This window comes from Flavobacterium sp. 20NA77.7, from assembly GCF_031326205.1.
Classification (GTDB): domain Bacteria; phylum Bacteroidota; class Bacteroidia; order Flavobacteriales; family Flavobacteriaceae; genus Flavobacterium; species Flavobacterium nakdongensis.
In genome coordinates, this window is the sequence record NZ_CP133721.1 from 1,832,162 (window position 1) to 1,850,335 (window position 18,174).

At 32.9% G+C, this 18,174-nt stretch carries 17 protein-coding genes; 5 read left to right on the plus strand and 12 right to left on the minus strand.

What is annotated here, in order from left to right:
• Nucleotides 1–59 precede the first annotated feature (59 nt).
• Complete coding sequence (locus tag RF683_RS08250) at nt 60–1,349, plus strand: replication-associated recombination protein A (RefSeq protein ID WP_309531825.1); 1,290 nt, start codon at nt 60–62, stop codon at nt 1,347–1,349.
• A 47-nt stretch (nt 1,350–1,396) separates the two neighbouring features.
• Here RF683_RS08250 and RF683_RS08255 read toward each other — a convergent pair whose 3' ends face one another.
• The 12 genes from RF683_RS08255 to RF683_RS08310 form a co-directional block, all read right to left on the minus strand.
• Complete coding sequence (locus RF683_RS08255; protein WP_309531826.1) at nt 1,397–2,071, minus strand: hypothetical protein; 675 nt, start codon at nt 2,069–2,071, stop codon at nt 1,397–1,399.
• A gap of 1 nt (nt 2,072) precedes the next feature.
• A complete protein-coding gene (locus tag RF683_RS08260; RefSeq protein WP_309531827.1) occupies nt 2,073–2,756 on the minus strand; it encodes a YjjG family noncanonical pyrimidine nucleotidase in 684 nt (227 codons plus the stop codon).
• Between the two features lie 15 nt (nt 2,757–2,771).
• Nucleotides 2,772–3,260 carry a hypothetical protein gene (locus RF683_RS08265; RefSeq protein ID WP_298656901.1) on the minus strand — a complete coding sequence of 163 codons (489 nt, stop codon included), beginning with the start codon at nt 3,258–3,260 and terminating at the stop codon, nt 2,772–2,774.
• The gene (locus RF683_RS08270; RefSeq protein ID WP_309531828.1) at nt 3,253–4,497 is read right to left on the minus strand and encodes an ABC transporter permease; all 1,245 of its coding nucleotides are present in this window, start codon (nt 4,495–4,497) and stop codon (nt 3,253–3,255) included. Before RF683_RS08270 ends, RF683_RS08265 begins: the two co-directional genes overlap by 8 nt.
• A complete protein-coding gene (locus RF683_RS08275; RefSeq protein WP_309531829.1) occupies nt 4,494–5,123 on the minus strand; it encodes an ABC transporter ATP-binding protein in 630 nt (209 codons plus the stop codon). The genes RF683_RS08270 and RF683_RS08275 overlap by 4 nt, the downstream gene beginning before the upstream one ends.
• A 60-nt stretch (nt 5,124–5,183) precedes the next feature.
• On the minus strand, nt 5,184–5,867 hold the full coding sequence (gene radC, locus RF683_RS08280; protein ID WP_309531830.1) for a RadC family protein: 684 nt from the start codon (nt 5,865–5,867) through the stop codon (nt 5,184–5,186).
• Nucleotides 5,868–5,962: 95 nt separating this feature from the next.
• Nucleotides 5,963–7,318 (minus strand): UDP-N-acetylmuramate--L-alanine ligase, encoded by a 1,356-nt coding sequence (locus RF683_RS08285; protein ID WP_309531831.1) that lies wholly within the window; start codon nt 7,316–7,318, stop codon nt 5,963–5,965.
• A gap of 70 nt (nt 7,319–7,388) precedes the next feature.
• Nucleotides 7,389–8,075 (minus strand): tetratricopeptide repeat protein, encoded by a 687-nt coding sequence (locus RF683_RS08290; RefSeq protein WP_309531832.1) that lies wholly within the window; start codon nt 8,073–8,075, stop codon nt 7,389–7,391.
• 104 nt (nt 8,076–8,179) lie between these two features.
• Nucleotides 8,180–10,330, minus strand: a complete 2,151-nt coding sequence (locus RF683_RS08295) for a S46 family peptidase (protein WP_309531833.1) — start codon at nt 10,328–10,330, stop codon at nt 8,180–8,182.
• Nucleotides 10,331–10,503: 173 nt separating this feature from the next.
• Nucleotides 10,504–11,505 carry a GTPase ObgE gene (gene obgE / locus RF683_RS08300; protein ID WP_309531834.1) on the minus strand — a complete coding sequence of 334 codons (1,002 nt, stop codon included), beginning with the start codon at nt 11,503–11,505 and terminating at the stop codon, nt 10,504–10,506.
• Nucleotides 11,506–11,680: 175 nt separating this feature from the next.
• Nucleotides 11,681–12,904, minus strand: coding sequence for a hemolysin family protein (locus tag RF683_RS08305; protein ID WP_309531835.1), 1,224 nt, complete (start codon nt 12,902–12,904; stop codon nt 11,681–11,683).
• Between the two features lie 83 nt (nt 12,905–12,987).
• Nucleotides 12,988–13,560: an adenylate kinase gene (locus RF683_RS08310; protein WP_309531836.1), complete on the minus strand. Its 573-nt coding sequence runs from the start codon at nt 13,558–13,560 to the stop codon at nt 12,988–12,990.
• A 115-nt stretch (nt 13,561–13,675) separates the two neighbouring features.
• Here RF683_RS08310 and RF683_RS08315 point away from each other — a divergent pair, with 115 nt between their 5' ends.
• The 4 genes from RF683_RS08315 (at nt 13,676) to RF683_RS08330 (ending at nt 18,173) form a co-directional block, all read left to right on the plus strand.
• Nucleotides 13,676–14,212, plus strand: coding sequence for a hypothetical protein (locus tag RF683_RS08315; RefSeq protein ID WP_309531837.1), 537 nt, complete (start codon nt 13,676–13,678; stop codon nt 14,210–14,212).
• Between the two features lie 52 nt (nt 14,213–14,264).
• Entirely contained in the window at nt 14,265–15,425 is a 1,161-nt protein-coding gene (locus RF683_RS08320; protein ID WP_309531838.1) for a 5-(carboxyamino)imidazole ribonucleotide synthase, read from the plus strand.
• Nucleotides 15,426–15,555: 130 nt separating this feature from the next.
• Complete coding sequence (gene purE, locus RF683_RS08325) at nt 15,556–16,038, plus strand: 5-(carboxyamino)imidazole ribonucleotide mutase (protein WP_309531839.1); 483 nt, start codon at nt 15,556–15,558, stop codon at nt 16,036–16,038.
• Nucleotides 16,039–16,145: 107 nt separating this feature from the next.
• Entirely contained in the window at nt 16,146–18,173 is a 2,028-nt protein-coding gene (locus tag RF683_RS08330; RefSeq protein WP_309531840.1) for a M3 family metallopeptidase, read from the plus strand.
• The last annotated feature ends 1 nt before the right edge of the window (nt 18,174 follow it).

The following is an 18,174-nucleotide window of genomic DNA, read 5'->3' on the forward strand; positions in this document are numbered from 1 at the left end:
AGATTCATTTAGCGCAACTTCAAAATATTAAATACATTTGTACTAGAAAAAATAATATTATGAATATTCCGTTAGCCGAAAGAGTTCGTCCAAAAAATTTAACAGAATACATTAGCCAATCGCATTTAGTAGGCGAAGAAGGGTCTTTAACGCTTCAAATTTCAAAAGGCATCATTCCAAGTTTAATTTTATGGGGACCTCCAGGTACGGGAAAAACAACATTAGCCCAAATCATAGCACAAGAAAGTCAACGCCCTTTTTATGAATTAAGCGCCATTAATTCTGGAGTAGCAGCCATTAGAGAAGTATTAGACAAAGCAAAACAAAGTGGCGGATTATTCACAACAAAAAATCCTATCCTTTTTATTGACGAGATTCATCGGTTTAGTAAATCACAACAAGATTCTTTATTAGCAGCGGTAGAAAAGGGTTGGGTAACACTTATAGGCGCTACAACTGAAAACCCAAGTTTTGAAGTTATTCCGGCTTTATTGTCAAGATGTCAGGTATATATACTACATGCTTTTACCAAAGAAGATTTAGAGGCTATTTTACAAAGGGCAATTAAAACAGATGAATTTCTCAAAACAAAAACAATTGAATTAAAGGAAACAGAAGCTTTATTGAGATTATCTGGTGGTGATGGTAGAAAATTATTAAACATTTTTGAATTGGTAATTCATGCTTTAGATATTTCAACAAATCCAACATCCATTGAAATTACAAATGAAAAGGTACTACAATTGGTACAGAAAAACACCGTGTTATATGACAAAACAGGTGAACAACATTATGATATTGTTTCCGCTTTTATAAAATCTATTCGGGGAAGCGATCCTAATGGGGCAGTATATTGGTTAGCCCGAATGATTGAAGGAGGTGAAGATGTTAAATTTATTGCGCGTCGAATGCTTATTCTGGCAAGTGAAGATATTGGAAATGCCAATCCTACAGCTTTAATTATGGCAAATAATACTTTTCAGGCCGTGACAACAATTGGTTATCCAGAAAGCAGAATTATTTTAAGCCAATGTGCTATTTATTTAGCTACATCTGCAAAAAGTAATGCAAGTTATATGGCAATTGGCAAAGCACAACAACTAGTTAAGCAAACTGGCGATTTACCTGTACCTTTACATTTGAGAAATGCACCCACAACATTAATGAAGGAATTAGGCTATGGGGAAGAATACAAATATGCGCACAATTTTACAAATAATTTTGCTGAACAAGAGTTTTTACCTGAAGAAATTTCTGAAACCGTTTTTTTTGAACCAGGAGAAAATACAAGAGAACTTGAATTGCGGCAGTTTTTAAAAAATAGATGGAAAGATAAATACGGGTATTGATTGGTTTTAGGTGAAAAGTATTGGATGTAAGTAAAATTAACTTTTAGCTAAAACAAATACTCCTCAACTACTAATTTATCATTCTTATAATATTCAAAAATCCCTTTGTTTTCTATTTTGGTAAAAATCCCTTTTACTCCAAACTTATCAGCAATAAAAATAGTAGGATTTGTTGTGTTGTAAATTTGCAAAACAACTTTAAGACTCGCGTCCATAATTGCAAAGCCATTAGTAATTTGTACATATTGACACTTCGCTATTGATGAAGAAACGACACCTGAAGGAATTTGAACAACATCTTTCTTTTGAACTAACGTTGAATTATATTTTTTTAACTCTGGTGATAATAATTTTAAAGCTTCAATATAACCATTTTGAATGTTTTTTTCTTTTGATTTTACTTCTGCACTTTCAAAAAGTATTTTATTTTGACAATCTTTTAAAACAAATTTTAATTTAGTAACAAATACATTACTTTTATCTAGCATAACACCATTTATGGCATTGCATCTATTTTGCGCAACGAATAAAGGCAATTCTTCATCGTCAAAATAAACATCAAAACCTTCGGCCAATAAAATTCCTTTAAACATATTATTAATGTTGTAAGCATCGGGTTCTGTTTGAAAATCGTATTTATGCTTAATAATCACAACTTGTTTAGTTTGCGAATAACTTAAACCAACAAGTAAAAAAAGTAAAATATGTATATAAAATCGCATGTTATAATATATTTTGTAGTTCAATTAATTTCTCTATTTGCAACACTTGTCTTTGAAGTTTGTTGCTATTTGGATTAAAATAAATGACTTTCATTCCAAAATTTAAAGCGCCTTCTACATCGGCTTCCCAGCTATCACCTATCATAATGCTTTCATGTTTTTGAGCATTTGCTTCTTTTAAAGCATATTGAAAAATAGTTTGGTGTGGCTTTTTATGTCCTGCCATTTCTGAATTTGTTATTGTTTTAAAAAACCTATTCAAATTTGCATTTATCATTTTGCTCTCTTGAACATGAGCAAAACCATTTGTAATAATATGTAATTGATAGTTAGCTTGTAAATAATTTAGTGTTTCTAATGTTCCTTCTATTAAATGATTATTTAATGGTAAATAGGAAATAAAATCATCAGAAATTTTAAATAGTAGCTCATCAGAGATAGTAAGCTTACAAGAATCAAAAGAATCTTTCAAACGACCATATCTTAGGGTTTCATGTGAAACTTCATTAACTTGATACAATTTCCAATAGGCTTGATTAATAGGATTATAAACTTCTATAAACTTTTTAATGGGTAAATCAATTCTATTTTCAACAAAAATACGCTCAAAAGCTAATTCAGCATTCTTATCAAAATCCCAAAGCGTATGATCTAAATCAAAAAAAATGTGTTTTATCGGATTCACTATTTCGTGTTTGATTTATTTTCCACCAACAATTTCAGCATTTTCAATGTGATAAATCCAATCTTCTACATCGTTTTCATTATATCGAAATGTACCTTTTAAGGTTAAATAAGTATCCGTTTTTAATTTAGGGGTTGCTCCTTTAAACTTAATTCCCATAATAGTTTCAGGGCCCGATTTTCCACAGAAAAAACAAGAAGCAAATACATTTTTACTTAACGCATAGTTTTTATTGTCAATTGGCACTATAAAACCACTCATTACAATCGTTTTTTTCTGTAATTTCTTTAATTTAGTATTCACTAGTGGAAAATCAACCTCTCCATAGGTTGCATGCTTTTTTTTAAGAAATTTTATTTCGCCCAGTAGTTTCCATGACAAGGTATCGGCAAAAAATAATTTATCTTTTTTAACAGAAAAAGGTGCTGTTTTAGTCGTATTTTGAAAACTAAACAAAAGTATACCTATTACTAAGGCTATACTTATTTTATATACTTTATGCATTTGATAATGATTTTGAAATATTTAATGTATATGCTTTTACTGCGGGAATCAAAGCCGCAAGTAGTCCTACTAAAAGCGTTAAACCAAATAGCCAACTTTCTTTTTCCCAAATAATTTCCAAAGGATTAAAACCTAACTTAAAATCGCTTTCAGAAGCTTTAGAGAGTAAAACTAGTCCTGCTCGACCTAAAAGTGTGCCAAATAGATAACCAACTACACACAGCAACATGCTTTCTAAGAGTACAACAATTAATAACTGATACCTTTTCGCACCATTCACTCGTAATAAAGCAAATTCAGCTTTACGCTCTTTTAAAGTGGTAAATAAGGCTATAAAAATAGAAATCCCTGAAATCAACATGATGCCAAACGCCAAATATTTTAATGCATTTAAACCAACTCCAAACAAATCAAATAATCGATTCATTTGATAAGTGGGTAATGCCGCTTGCATTTTAGTATTTTGTGCTATAAGTCTTGGCCAAAGCATTACACCCATTTTATTTCTAAATTCAATTAAAACAGCTGTTACTTCCATTTCTGGTTCATCAATTGTCATGTCTTCATGATCATGCTCGTGACGACACGAATCTGAGTGTATGTGCTCTTCTTCAGCTAGTGGTTCTTCATGATGCATTTGCCAAACACTTGGTATATTTGATAAAATTAAATTATCTAATACTTTGCCTGTTTTTGAAAGAATACCTACTACTTTATACTCACCATGTTCATGTACTTCTCCTTCTGCAGCACTACCATGTGTGCCTTTAAAAGTATCTCCAATTTTTAAATTTAATTTTTCAGCCACATCAGATCCCACAACTACTTCAAAATTTTTATCAAAGGGTTTTCCGTCAGTAAATTTAGCTTGATACTTTTCTAAATAATCTGTGGTAGTTCCAACAATTTTGTAGCCTAAATAATTGTCTCCAAATGCTAAAGGAATAGCCTTCTTAACATAGGGATGTTGCATCCATACTTTTGCTGAATCATAACTAATATTACCCGTAGGGTCATCAACATGATAAACTGACGACAACACTAATTGTAATGGACTACCTTGTGCACCTAATACTAAATCTACACCGTCTAAATTACTTTGGTATTTTTCTTCAAATTGCTTTTCAACTAAAATAAGTACGGTGATTATTGCCACACTAGCTGTTAATAACAAGATACTTAAAATAGTATTTAAAGGTTTAAACCAAATATTTTTCCAAGCTAATTTTGCAATCATACCATTGTAATTTGATTAGTAAAACGTTGTTTAATTCTAGAATCATGTGTCACAATTAATAATGCTGCTTGATATTCTTTGGCTAAATTTTCTAATAAATCAATTACTTTTTCAGCATTTTTATCATCTAAGCTAGATGTGGGCTCATCTGCCAAAAGCACTTTAGGTTTATTCATTAAAGCACGTGCTATGGAAACGCGTTGTTGTTGACCTACACTTAATTGTGAAACTAATTTAGTTGCTTGATCAAGAACATCTAATTTTTCTAGTAAATTTTTCGCTCTTTTTGTATGCTTTTTACCTGTTGCCAACCAACTAACCATTTCTAAATTTTCTAAAACTGTTAAAGAAGCAATAAAATGTGATTTTTGAAAAACAACGCCAATATTTTTACCTCTAAACGCGTCTGTTTTTTGTTCAGAGAGTTTTGTAACGTCAATATTATCGATAGTTACCTGACCTGAAGCGGGCTTAAGTAAACCTGCTAATATATGTAAATACGTTGTTTTCCCTTTTCCTGAATTACCTGTAACTAAAAGTGTATTTCCTGCCTGACAAAATACATCGGGCATGTGAAAAATATGGTCTTTGTGATAAGAAAATGTAATGTCTTTTGTGCTTATCATGCTTATTTTAATTATGAGGGCAAGATACTAAATAATATACAAACAAATCTTAAAAGAATTTTAAAAAATACCTTCATCTTGAAAACTATAATACCCTTTCTCCGTAATGATAATATGATCCAATACTTTTACTTCTACGGCATCACCTGCAACTCTAATTTTTTTAGTAATTTGTTTGTCTGCCTCACTAGGCATCAATTTTCCAGAAGGATGATTATGACACAATATAAGAGATGTAGCGTAATATTCGAAAGCGGTTTTAAATATAATTCGCGTATCTACTACGGTTCCTGTAATTCCTCCTTTACTAATTTGGGCTTTATGAATCACTTTATTTGAATTATTTAAATAAAGTACCCAAAATTCTTCATGCGGCAATTCACCAATTAAAGGTTGCATGAGATCAAAAACAATTCGACTTGAAGTCACTTGAGTTAAACTAGTAGTCTCTTCCAAACGACGACGACGTCCTAATTCTAATGCCGCCATAATTGAAATAGCTTTTGCTTCTCCAATACCCTTAAATTGAACCAATTGAGAAAGAGATAATTTACCTAATTGAGTAAGATTGGAGTCTACAGATTTTAATATACGTTGGCAAAGCTGAACAGCACTTTCGTTTCGCGAACCAGAACCAATGAGAATGGCTAGTAATTCTGAATCAGACAAGGCATTTTTACCTTTTAGAAGTAGTTTTTCACGTGGACGATCATCTTCGGCCCACTGATTAATTGGCGTGTACATAAAATTTATTTTGGCGTTTATATACACAAAGATATGAAAAAATTAAAATGTGCCAATTTTTATAAAGTCAGTAATTGGCACTTTTAAAAAATTATTTAATTGACTAATTGTTTCACCTCATCAAAATTCAATCCGCCATAATTTCCTGAACTCATTAATAATAAAGCAGCATTTTCAAAATTTTGGCTGAATAAAAAGTTTTTAAACTCCGCAGGATTGGTATAAATAATTAAATCTTTACGATTAAAGGATTGTGCAATTTGGTCATACGTCACTTCATCTAAACGTTTGATTTTTACTGCATCGGGCGAATAAAAAACAACGGCTACATCTGCAGCATCTAATGCCCCTTCATACTCTTTCAAAAATTCGGCATTTAAACTACTATAGGTGTGCAATTCTAAACAAGCTACTAATTTTCTATTTGGGTATTGTGCTTTTACAGCCTTTGTAGTTGCCGAAACTTTACTTGGTGAATGGGCAAAATCTTTATAAGCAACTCTATTTGTTGATTCAGCTATTTTTTCCAAACGCTTACTTGCACCTTTAAAACTAGCTATAGCTTCGTAAAATTGAGCTTCATCTATACCCATACATTGACAAATCCATTTGGCACCTGCTAAATTATTTAAATTATGTGCACCAAAAACCTCTATAGGCATAGGTCCATCAGGAGTTTCCAATAATGTGGTGCCTTTTTCTACCGTATAATTAGGTGTTTGATAAGCTATTTTTCGAATTGGATTTTCACTTCTTTCTGCAACTAATTTAACTGTTGCATCTTCTTCATTGTATACTAAAATTCCTCCATTCGTAATTTTATTTATGAAAATATCAAATTGTTCTACGTAATTATCAAACGTAGGAAATACATTAATATGATCCCAAGCGATTCCAGATAGTAAAGCAATATTAGGTTGGTACAAATGAAATTTTGGACGTAAATCGATAGGTGAAGTCAAATATTCATCGCCTTCTAACACAATGAAATCATTTGTTTCTGTTAAATGCACCATCGTGTCAAATCCTTCCAATTGTGCGCCTACCATATAATCTACTTCCATTTCATGATAGTTCATAACATGAAGAATCATTGAAGTAATCGTAGTTTTCCCATGGGAACCACCAATAACTACACGTGTTTTGTTTTTTGATTGTTCGTATAAGAATTCGGGATAGGAATATATTTTTAAGCCTAATTCTTGTGCTTTTAATAATTCTGGATTATCTGCTTTAGCGTGCATACCTAAAATAATGGCTTCAATATCTGACGTTATTTTTTCAGGAAACCACCCTTCCACTTTTGGCAACAAACCTTTCTTCTCTAAACGGGATTTTGATGGTTCAAAAATGGCATCATCACTACCTGTTACTTGATACCCTTTGTTATGTAAGGCTAATGCTAAATTATGCATGGCTGCACCGCCGATTGCTATGAAATGTGTTCTCATTATTTTGGTTGAATTGTTAATTTGTTAATTTGTTAAATCGATTAAACGATTAAACATTTCAACAATTACACTATTTGTTTTCAAATTGTTCTTTTAATTTACTTGCTTTTATTTTGTCCTTAAGTTTCTTTACATATAAGTCATATAACTTATCAAACGTTTCTTTTGAATTTTCTATTTTATGTGCATTTACATAATAGGTTTCTGCTTTTTTGTAACGTTTAAAATACACTTCAATATACCCTTTTGCTAAATATCCATCTACTTTAGAAATAGTGAGAATTTCATCGGCATATTTTTGTGCTTTTTTTTCGCTTCCTCCTATTATTCCTGGTAATTCTAAATAGAGTATGACTAGCGCAAAACGAGATTCTATATGTTTTTTATCTAATCGAGCTGCCGTTAAAAAAGCCTCTTCAATGTCATCAATCATTCCTAATGCCTTAAATTTATTGACAGATTTTGCTTTCATTCCCATGGCACCTCCATATTTATAGTGATAATTTGCACTAGAAGGTACTTTAAGTTTTAATTTTTCATAATAGGTAATAGCATCGTCCCATTTTTTTTGAGCGCCTGCTATATCGCCTAAATATTCAATTGTTTTTAAATGATTGGGGGTTGTTTTTAAGTAGGTTTCAAATAAAATTTTCGCTTCGGCAAATTTATTTTCTTTATACAATTTTTCAGCTTTCTCAAAATTAGTTTGAGCAAAAGCTGTGAATGAAAAAAATAATATGAAGAGAAATTTTGGCATGAATTAAATTTGAATTCAAAAATAGGAAAAATTTTCGTAACCAAATAAAAAAAGAAACCCTCTAAGAAAGACTTAGAGGGTTCTAATAAAACTAAAAAATAGGTTTATTTTACTAATGTCATCTCGTCAACAATATGTTTAGCACCTGAGAAATTCTCAATCACCCATAACACATAACGAATATCTACATTAATTGTTCTTTGTAGTTTTTTGTCAAAGATAACATCACCCGCCATAGCCTCAATATTTCCATCAAATGCTAAACCGATTAACTCACCTTTACCGTTTAGTACCGGAGAACCTGAATTACCACCTGTAATGTCATTATCTGTTAAAAAACAAACGTGTAAAGATCCGTCTTTATCTGCATAACGACCAAAATCTTTTGATGCATTCATTTCTAAAACTCTTGTTGGTAAATCAAATTCTGCATCACCTTTTTTATACTTTTTAACTTGACCTGCTAAAGTTGTATAATTATTAATTGTTGCGTCATTTCTTTTATCAGCTGGCAATCCTCTCACTTTTCCGTATGTTAAACGTAACGTAGAGTTTGCATCTGGATATTTAATTTCTCCAATTTTTGATTCGCGTAAACCTTCAACTAATTTTCTATATGCTCCGCCAAAATCATTTTGCGCTTTTGCAATAGCTTCCGATTTAGAATTAAAATGTGTTAATAAATCATTTGACAACACAAATAAGGGATCATTTGCTACTAAACCTTCGGAAGGTAAATCTAAAAATGCTTTTACTTTATCTTTTGATGTAAAAATACTTAAATCAAAGGCAGCATTTACAAATTTAGTAAAGTCATTGTTTGATTCTTTACCTATTTTTTCAACTGAAGGAGCAATAGCATACCCTGTAGATTTAGTCGCATATAATTTTAATTGTGCGGCTAAAATATCTTTCTCAGCAGGAATGTACAATTCTTTATGCATTTCATCCACCATTTCTAAAATAGCTGGAGCCATCTGTGCACGTTTTGTTGCATCTGCTTTTGCATAAACTTCTAATTGTTTACCTAACGATCTACTGATAGTTCCAAAAGCAGACGTTCTTAATAATTGTTGCAAATAATTATCATGACGTGCTTTTTCATTGGTTAGTTTGTAATAGTTATTAATTGTAGCTACTACATTACCGTATTTTTCTTTATTTTCTGGTTTATTTGCCCATTTATCAAATTTTGCTTCTTGAGCTGCTTTAGCTTTAGCTGTTTGGAATTTAGTTAACGCATCGATCATTCCTTGACGGTTTTTCCAATAATTAGCTACTCCTGCAAATTTTGAAGCATAAATTAAATTTAAGGCATCGGACTGAACCATGTATTTTTTCATGTTGTCCATTCCTATTTTAGAGCCTTCAACCCACGCTGGATAAGCAAACTTTACATTTTGCTCAATTCCTCCTGCTGGCATCCAACGGTTTGTTCTACCTGGATAACCTAAGATCATAGCGAAGTCATTCTCTTTAACACCACCTAAATTAACTGGCAAATAATGTTTTGGTTGTAACGGAACGTTATTAGGAGAATAATCTGCTGGATTTCCGTTAGCATCAGCATAAATTCTAAACATAGAAAAATCTGCTGTATGACGTGGCCATTCCCAATTGTCTGTATCGCCACCAAATTTTCCTAAACTTTCTGGTGGTGTACCTACTAAACGCACATCTTTGTAATCTTGGTATACAAAATAGTAGTATTCATTGCCTTGGAAAAACGGGCGAACAGAAACTGTATATTTTCCACCTTCGTTATTTTCTTTTTCAATTTTTGCTATTTCAGCGTTGATTGCTTTTTCTCTTTCCGCTTCGGTCATTTTATCATTTACAACCGCTAAAATTCTTTTGGTACAATCGTCCATTCTCACGAAAAAACGTACAAATAGACTAGAAGGTTTTAATTCTTCTGAACGATTTTTTGCCCAAAATCCATTTTTTAAATGGTTTTTTTCTGCAGTAGATAATTCAGCAATGGCATCATACCCACAGTGGTGATTCGTTAATACTAAACCGTCTTTTGAAATTAATTCTGCTGTACATCCTCCATTAAACTGAACGATAGCATCTTTTAAACTATGATGATTAATGCTATAAATTTCTTCAGCGGTTAATTGAAGACCCATTTTTTGCATATCGCGGTGGTTTAAACGTTCAATAAACATTAAAAACCACATACCTTCATCTGCTTTTACGGTTGCAGGTAACAACGTAATTACAGCAATTAAGGATAAGATAATTTTTTTCATATGAAATAGTTATTTTGTTTTACTGATGCGAATATAAATCAAAAATTATGAATTTGATAAAATTAATTCAAGTAAAACATAGTTTATTACATTAACTTTAACTTTTATTTAGCTTTTATAAAGAAAAAGCATCACTTTCGTAATGCTTTTATTTCAAATTCTATGATGTTTACTTATGCATTCAACATTTTCCACAACTTATCTTTCAATTCAGTTAGACCTTGTTGGGCTATAGAAGAAATAAACATATATTCTATACCTTTAAAATCCTTGTCTAATTGCTGTTGCATTTCTTTTTGTAATTCATCATCTAACATGTCGCATTTCGAAATAACAATTAATCGGTCTTTATCTAGCATTTCAGTATTATAACGACGTAATTCATCTAAAAGTATTTCATATTCTTTTTTAATATCATCAGCATCGGCTGGCACCAAAAATAATAAAGTTGAATTACGTTCAATATGCCTTAAAAAATAATGCCCTAATCCTTTACCTTCTGCGGCACCTTCTATAATTCCAGGTATATCCGCAACTACAAAAGACTGAAAATCTCTGTAAGCGACAATACCTAAATTTGGTTTTAAGGTAGTAAATGGATAATCCGCAATTTTTGGTTTAGCTGACGTTAAAACAGAAAGCAGAGTTGACTTCCCAGCATTTGGAAAACCTACTAAACCTACATCGGCTAATACTTTTAATTCTAAAATAACATCAACTTCTTCTCCTGTAATTCCAGGCTGTGCATAACGTGGTGTTTGGTTTGTAGCGCTTCTGAAATGCCAGTTTCCTAAACCTCCTTTACCTCCTTTTGCTAAAATTTTAGTTTCGTCATGTTCAGTAATTTCGAACAAAATTTCACCGGTTTCTTTATCTTTAATTACAGTACCTAAAGGTACTTCAATAAATTTATCTTCTCCGTCTGCTCCAGTACTTCTACTACTTCCTCCATCACCTCCATGACCTGCTTTTACATGCCTTAAAAATTTTAAATGAAACAAGGTCCATAAGTTTTTATTACCTCGTAAAATAACATGTCCGCCTCGACCTCCATCACCACCGTCAGGTCCTCCTTTTTCAATAAACTTCTCTCTATGTAAATGAGATGAACCTTTTCCTCCTTTACCAGATGCTACATATATTTTTACGTAATCTACAAAATTTCCTTCGGTCATTTTTTAAGTTAGAAATTAGAAGTTAGAAATTAGAAGTTGATACAACTAAATTAAACTTAGTTAGTGTTTTTTTTTATTTTATAAGTGGCAAAGATACAACTTTAAGATGGCTAATAAAAAAGAAAACTTATAATGCATACATTATAAGTTTTTTAAAAAATATTGAAACTATACATTATTCTTTAAGAGTAGTGATTAAAATTTTATCGATTTTTACACCATCCATCTCTAAAACTTCAAACTCTAGTTTATTCCAAATAAGCTTTTGTCCTTGTTTTGGAATATCACCAAGCTCAGTAACAATAAGCCCGTTAACGGTCGTAACTTCAAAATCACCAATTTGTTCGTCTAAATCAAAGTAAGTCAGAAAATCATGTAACGAATATTGACCATCTACTAACCAAGTTCCGTCTTCATTGGCAATTAATTTATATTCATCATCATCGAAATCTGCAGCATCACCTACTAAGGCTTCTAAAATATCATTTAATGTAATAATTCCTTGAAAAACGCCATATTCATCAGTAACAAATGCATAATGCACTTTAGTCTTCTTAAAATTTTCTAATGCCTTATAGGCTGAAGTATGCTCTATGAAATAAGTAGGTTCTTTTGCGATAGCGTTTAATTGAAAATTACCTTGTTCAAAATTTAAAAACAAGTCTTTTAAAAATACTACACCCACAACTTCGTCTAAATTTTCATTACAAACAGGGTAAACAGAATGCAATTCATGTAAGACTTTTGCTTTGATTTCTTCTACTGAATCGTCCAAAGATAAATATACCATAGAACTTCTATGTGTCATTAATGAATTTACTTTTCGGTCGCCAATATGAAAAACACGTTCCACAATGTCTTGTTCAATTTCTTGTACTTCACCTACTTCTGTTCCTTCTTTAATAATAGCTTTTATTTCTTCTTCGGTGACTTTGCCGTCTGCTGTAGGTTTTATGTTTAATACTTTAAGAATAAAATCAGTTGAAGTCGTTAACAACCAAATGAATGGTGCGGTTACTACGGAAACTAATTTCATAGGAACTGCAACAGCTTTTGCAATGGTTTCGGGATAATTTAAGCCAATTCGTTTGGGCAATAATTCGCCTAATACTAATGAGAAAAAAGTTAGCACAACAACTACAACACCTACTGCTAGAGAAGGTGCATACAGTTTAGTTAACTCATATTGTTCAAAAAACAAGGTAACGTCTTCTGTTACTTTCTCTCCTGAATAAATACCTGTTAAAATGCCTATCAACGTAATACCTATTTGGACAGTTGATAAAAATTTATTAGGCGAATTTGCTAAATCTAAAGCGGTTTTTGCACTCGTGTTGCCTTTCTTGGCAGCGGTTTCTAACCTATTTTTTCTTGCTGATATGAGTGCAATTTCTGACATGGAAAACAATCCATTAAGCAGTATCAACAAGAAAATTATGACTATTTCCAATGTTTAATATGTTGAATTTTATCGCAAGATACTTATAATTTATCAATTATTAAACTTAATCTTTCTGTAATTTCTTGAATTGTACCAATTCCATTTACAGCATAGTATTTATTTTGTCCCTCATAAAAATGAATTAAAGGCGCTGTTTTTTCATTATACTCTTGGTATCTGTTTCTGATTTTTTCTTCGTCTTGATCATCTGGTCTGCCTGAAGTTTTACCTCTTTCAAGTAATCTTTGAACTAAAATTTCATCATCTGCGTCTAAGGCTATAGTTGCTGTAATTTTTTCTCCTTTTGTAACTAAGAAAGTATCCAACGCTTCTGCCTGCGCTAATGTTCTTGGGAAACCATCAAATAAAAAACCGGCAGCTTGTGGATTTTTATCTACTTCACTTTGCAACATTTGAATGGTTACCGTATCTGGAACTAGGTCACCTTTATCCATATAGGTTTTCGCTAATCTGCCTAAATCAGTGTCATTTTTTATGTTAAATCTAAAAATATCACCCGTTGACAAATGCACTAAATTATATTTGTCTTTCAAAAATTCGGCTTGTGTTCCTTTTCCGGCACCTGGTTTTCCAAATAATACGATATTAATCATTTCAGTAAGTTTATAGTTTGTTGTTTAGTATTAAAAATAAAAAGCAAATTTACAAAGTATTCAGAATTAAGAATGAAGAATTGTGTTTTTTTTGCAAAATAGATATATTTACAAAATGAATTCGATTTATTACAAACAGGTAGCCGAAAGTACCGCACATCGAAAGAGTAGAGAGAAGAATAAAAATTTTGCACTCAAAAATCCTGATTTTTTGTTTGTTTTAATTCAAATAGCATTTGACACAACAGATAAAAATCATCATAAAGCTTGTTGGATACTCGAATTAGTATTTGAAGAACAACTCTTACTTTTGGAACCGTATTTGGCACAATTCTGCACAAAATTAAGTAGTTATACTAATGAATCAGCCATTCGTTCAATAGCTAAAATATGTATGTTCTTGACAAAAAGTAAAACAATTCATTTATCAAATAAGCAAGAGAAACAAATAATAGAAACTTGTTTAGATTGGCTTATTAACGATGCAAAAGTAGCTCCTGCAGCATATGCCATGCGCGCTTTATTTATTTTGAGTAAAAAACATATTTGGGTACGCGATGCTTTACAAGAAGTATTAGCAAGAGATTTTAGTAAACATTCGCCTGGTTATCAATTTGCAGTTAAAGATATTTTAAAAAAATTAAATTCTTAAATTACCAAAATTAGTATCTTTGCAGGAACAACGACAACCATAACCACTCCAAATGAACTATTTTTCTTCCAATTTTAAATTAGGTATTCTAGGTGGAGGCCAATTAGGCAAAATGCTTTTGCATGACACTCGAAAATTTGATATTCAAACCTATGTTTTGGATCCAAGTGAAGAAGCACCTTGTAAAATTGCTTGCAACCAATTCTTTCAGGGAGATTTGATGGATTTTGAGACCGTATATAAATTCGGAAAAAAAGTAGATATTTTAACTTTCGAAATCGAATTGGTGAACCTAGACGCATTAACACAATTAGAAGAAGAAGGAGTACCGGTATATCCTTCGCCAAAAACCTTGAAATTGATTCAAAACAAAGGTATTCAAAAAGATTTTTACACCCAACACAATATTCCAACAGCACCGTACCAGCGATTTGAAAATCTTGAAAATCTAAAATCAGCAATCAACAGTCAGCAATCAACGCTTCAATTGCCTTTTGTTTGGAAGTGTACTGAATTTGGTTACGATGGTAATGGGGTCAAAGTAGTTCGAAAAGTAGCTGATTTAGACGAATTACCCAACGTAGAATGTATTGCCGAGGCAATGATCCCATTCAAAAACGAATTGGCCGTTATTGTATGTCGCAATCCTTCGGGCGAAATCAAAACCTATCCTGTGGTAGAAATGGAATTTCACCCCGAAGCCAATCAGGTAGAATATGTTATTTGTCCTGCGCGAATTGATGAGGAAGTAGCCCAAAAAGCCAGAGCCATTGCTTTGAATGTTTCCCAACAATTTCATCATGTGGGGTTATTAGCAGTGGAAATGTTTCAAACCGAAAATGACGAAATTCTAGTCAATGAGGTAGCGCCAAGACCACATAATTCAGGTCATTATTCTATTGAAGCAAGTTACACCTCACAATTTGAAAATCATTTGCGCGCGATTTTAGATTTACCTTTAGGCAATACTGATAGTAAAGTGGCCGGAATTATGGTCAATTTGGTAGGCGAAGAAAATTTTTCGGGCAATGTAATTTATAAAAATATTGAAAAAATACTAGACTGGGATGGTGTAACACCACACATCTACGGTAAAAAACAAACCCGCCCTTTTAGAAAAATGGGACACGTCACCATTGCAAACGAAGACGTAAACAAAGCAAGAAAAATAGCAGAGCAAGTAAAAAATACAATTAGAGTGATTAGCAAATAAAACAATGTATCAATTTGAAAATTTGAAAATGTATTTGCTTTTTTAATTTTTTTAAAATTTAAACAAAAAAACAACCAAAACCCTACTCACCCCTAGTAGGAATTCCCCCTTTGGGGGTTAGGGGGCTAATATGAAAGTAGCCATCATCATGGGAAGCATTTCGGATATGCCGGTAATGCAAGACGCCATAGACATTTTAAAAGAATTTGGAATCGAAACCGAAGTAGATATTGTTTCGGCACATAGAACTCCTGAAAAATTAGTGGATTTCAGTACAAAGGCACACGAAAGAGGGATTTCGGTTATTATTGCGGGTGCAGGTGGTGCGGCACATTTGCCTGGAATGGTGGCTTCTATGAGCCCACTTCCTGTAATTGGAGTCCCTGTAAAATCAAGTAATTCGATTGACGGTTGGGATTCGGTTTTATCAATTTTGCAAATGCCGGGCGGAGTTCCTGTAGCTACAGTAGCATTGAACGGAGCTAAAAACGCAGGAATCTTGGCAGCTCAAATCATCGGAAGTGCTGACAACACTGTTTTAAACCGAATAATTGCCTACAAACTAAGCCTAAAAGACGCCGTTATAAAAGCATCAGAAGGATTGAAAAAATAATAATAAAACCATTAAGGGATTAAGGTTCTTTAAGATTTTGATGTAGCAATCCTTCTTAATTTTTCTTAATCTCTTAATGGTTAAAAATAAAGAAACTAAATTGCACAATGAACATCTTAACCTCAACATACACTACCAAATACAATGCAGCGCCTTTCTCTCAAATTCAAATGAGCGATTACCAACCTGCTTTTGAAACCACTATTGCAGCAGCGCGCGCAGAAATTGATGCGATTACTCATAATCCAGCGAAGCCTACTTTTGAAAACACCATCGAAGCTTTGGATTTTTCAGGACAAACTTTAGATCGTTTATCCTCTATTTTCTTCAATTTGAATTCGGCAGAAACCTGTGACGAAATGCAGAAAATCGCACAAGAAGTTTCGCCTTTACTAACAGCGTTTAGCAATGATGTTTCGTTAAACGAAGCCTTATTTCTACGAGTGAAAGCAGTGTACGACCAAAGAAATGAATTGAGTTTATCTCCAGAACAAGCCACTTTATTGGATAAGAAATACAAAAGTTTTGCTCGCAATGGAGCACTACTTAGCGAAGATAAAAAATCACGCTTACGCGAAATCGATACTGAATTAGCCAAATTAAAACTGACTTTTGGTGAAAATGTATTGGCAGAAACCAATAACTACCAACTGCACATTACCAACGAAGCCGACTTAAAAGGATTGCCCGAAGGGGCTATTGAAATGGCTCGTTCTTTGGCCGAATCCAAAGAGAAAGAAGGTTGGATTTTTACCTTAGACTTTCCGAGTTACCTGCCTTTTGTAACCTATGCGGATAACCGCGAATTGCGAAAGGAAATTACCATTGCCGCAGGAAAAAAAGCCTTTCAAAACAACGAGTTCGACAACCAAGAAATTACGTTACAAATTGCTAAACTACGTTACGAACGCGCTAATTTATTAGGCTATGAAACCCACGCACACTTTGTTTTAGAAGAGCGCATGGCACAAAACCCTAATCAAGTAAAAACATTTTTAAATGATTTGTTAGCCAAAGCCAAACCGGCAGCCGAAAAAGAGTTTGCGCAATTAACGGCTTTCGCCAAAGAATTAGACGGCATTGACCAATTAGAAAAATGGGACGGACCCTATTATTCAGAAAAATTGAAACAAAAATTATTCAATTTAGATGACGAGCTTTTAAAACCGTATTTCAAATTAGAAAATGTATTGAATGGTGCCTTTACCATTGCAAATAAACTATTCGGATTAACATTCAAAGAAATCGACACTATTGACAAATACCACCCCGATGTACAGACTTTTGAAGTCATAGATGAGAAAAACGAATTAGTAGCGTTATTCTATGCCGATTTTTTTCCAAGAAAAGGCAAACGAAATGGAGCTTGGATGACCTCTTTTAAACCACAATACATTCAAAATGGCGTAAACGAAAGACCACATATTTCCAATGTGTGCAATTTTACACCGCCTACCCCAACTAAACCTTCACTCTTAACATTCAACGAAGTAACTACCTTGTTTCATGAATTTGGACACGGTTTGCACGGCATGTTGGCTAACACCAACTATCCAAGTTTATCGGGAACTTCGGTATATTGGGATTTTGTGGAATTGCCTTCGCAAATGATGGAAAACTGGTGTTACGAACCTGAGGCTTTGGCTTTATTTGCTAAACATTATAAAACAGGCGAAATCATTCCGCAAGAATATGTGGAAAAAATCAAAGAAAGTGCCAGTTTCTTAGAAGGAATGGCCACCTTACGCCAATTGAGTTTTGGATTATTAGACATGGCATTTCACAGCAATAATCCAACAGGAATTACAGATATCAAAGCGTTTGAAAAAACGGCTTTTGAAGGCACAAGTCTGTATCCTGATGTAGCCGAAAATTGCATGAGTGTTTCTTTCTCTCATATTTTTCAAGGAGGGTATTCTTCGGGATATTACAGTTACAAATGGGCTGAAGTTTTGGATGCCGATGCTTTTGCGTATTTCCAAGAAAAAGGCATTTTCAACACAGAAGTGGCTACAAAATTCAAAGAAAACATCCTCTCAAAAGGTGGAACTGAACACCCGATGACATTGTACAAACGTTTTAGAGGGCAAGAACCAAAACCAGAAGCCTTATTGAAACGAGCTGGGTTGATTTAAA

Bases quoted from the DNA above. Each gene is read 5' to 3' on its own strand.
- RF683_RS08265 (WP_298656901.1), bottom strand. From the start codon at position 3,260: ATGCATAAAGTATATAAAATAAGTATAGCCTTAGTAATAGGTATACTT.
- purE (WP_309531839.1), top strand. From the start codon at position 15,556: ATGAAAGTAGCCATCATCATGGGAAGCATTTCGGATATGCCGGTAATG.
- radC (WP_309531830.1), bottom strand. From the start codon at position 5,867: ATGTACACGCCAATTAATCAGTGGGCCGAAGATGATCGTCCACGTGAA.
- obgE (WP_309531834.1), bottom strand. From the start codon at position 11,505: ATGACCGAAGGAAATTTTGTAGATTACGTAAAAATATATGTAGCATCT.
- RF683_RS08250 (WP_309531825.1), top strand. From the start codon at position 60: ATGAATATTCCGTTAGCCGAAAGAGTTCGTCCAAAAAATTTAACAGAA.
- RF683_RS08305 (WP_309531835.1), bottom strand. From the start codon at position 12,904: ATGTCAGAAATTGCACTCATATCAGCAAGAAAAAATAGGTTAGAAACC.
- RF683_RS08255 (WP_309531826.1), bottom strand. From the start codon at position 2,071: ATGCGATTTTATATACATATTTTACTTTTTTTACTTGTTGGTTTAAGT.
- RF683_RS08310 (WP_309531836.1), bottom strand. From the start codon at position 13,560: ATGATTAATATCGTATTATTTGGAAAACCAGGTGCCGGAAAAGGAACA.
- RF683_RS08290 (WP_309531832.1), bottom strand. From the start codon at position 8,075: ATGCCAAAATTTCTCTTCATATTATTTTTTTCATTCACAGCTTTTGCT.
- RF683_RS08320 (WP_309531838.1), top strand. From the start codon at position 14,265: ATGAACTATTTTTCTTCCAATTTTAAATTAGGTATTCTAGGTGGAGGC.
- RF683_RS08275 (WP_309531829.1), bottom strand. From the start codon at position 5,123: ATGATAAGCACAAAAGACATTACATTTTCTTATCACAAAGACCATATT.
- RF683_RS08295 (WP_309531833.1), bottom strand. From the start codon at position 10,330: ATGAAAAAAATTATCTTATCCTTAATTGCTGTAATTACGTTGTTACCT.
- RF683_RS08270 (WP_309531828.1), bottom strand. From the start codon at position 4,497: ATGATTGCAAAATTAGCTTGGAAAAATATTTGGTTTAAACCTTTAAAT.
- RF683_RS08315 (WP_309531837.1), top strand. From the start codon at position 13,676: ATGAATTCGATTTATTACAAACAGGTAGCCGAAAGTACCGCACATCGA.
- RF683_RS08285 (WP_309531831.1), bottom strand. From the start codon at position 7,318: ATGAGAACACATTTCATAGCAATCGGCGGTGCAGCCATGCATAATTTA.
- RF683_RS08330 (WP_309531840.1), top strand. From the start codon at position 16,146: ATGAACATCTTAACCTCAACATACACTACCAAATACAATGCAGCGCCT.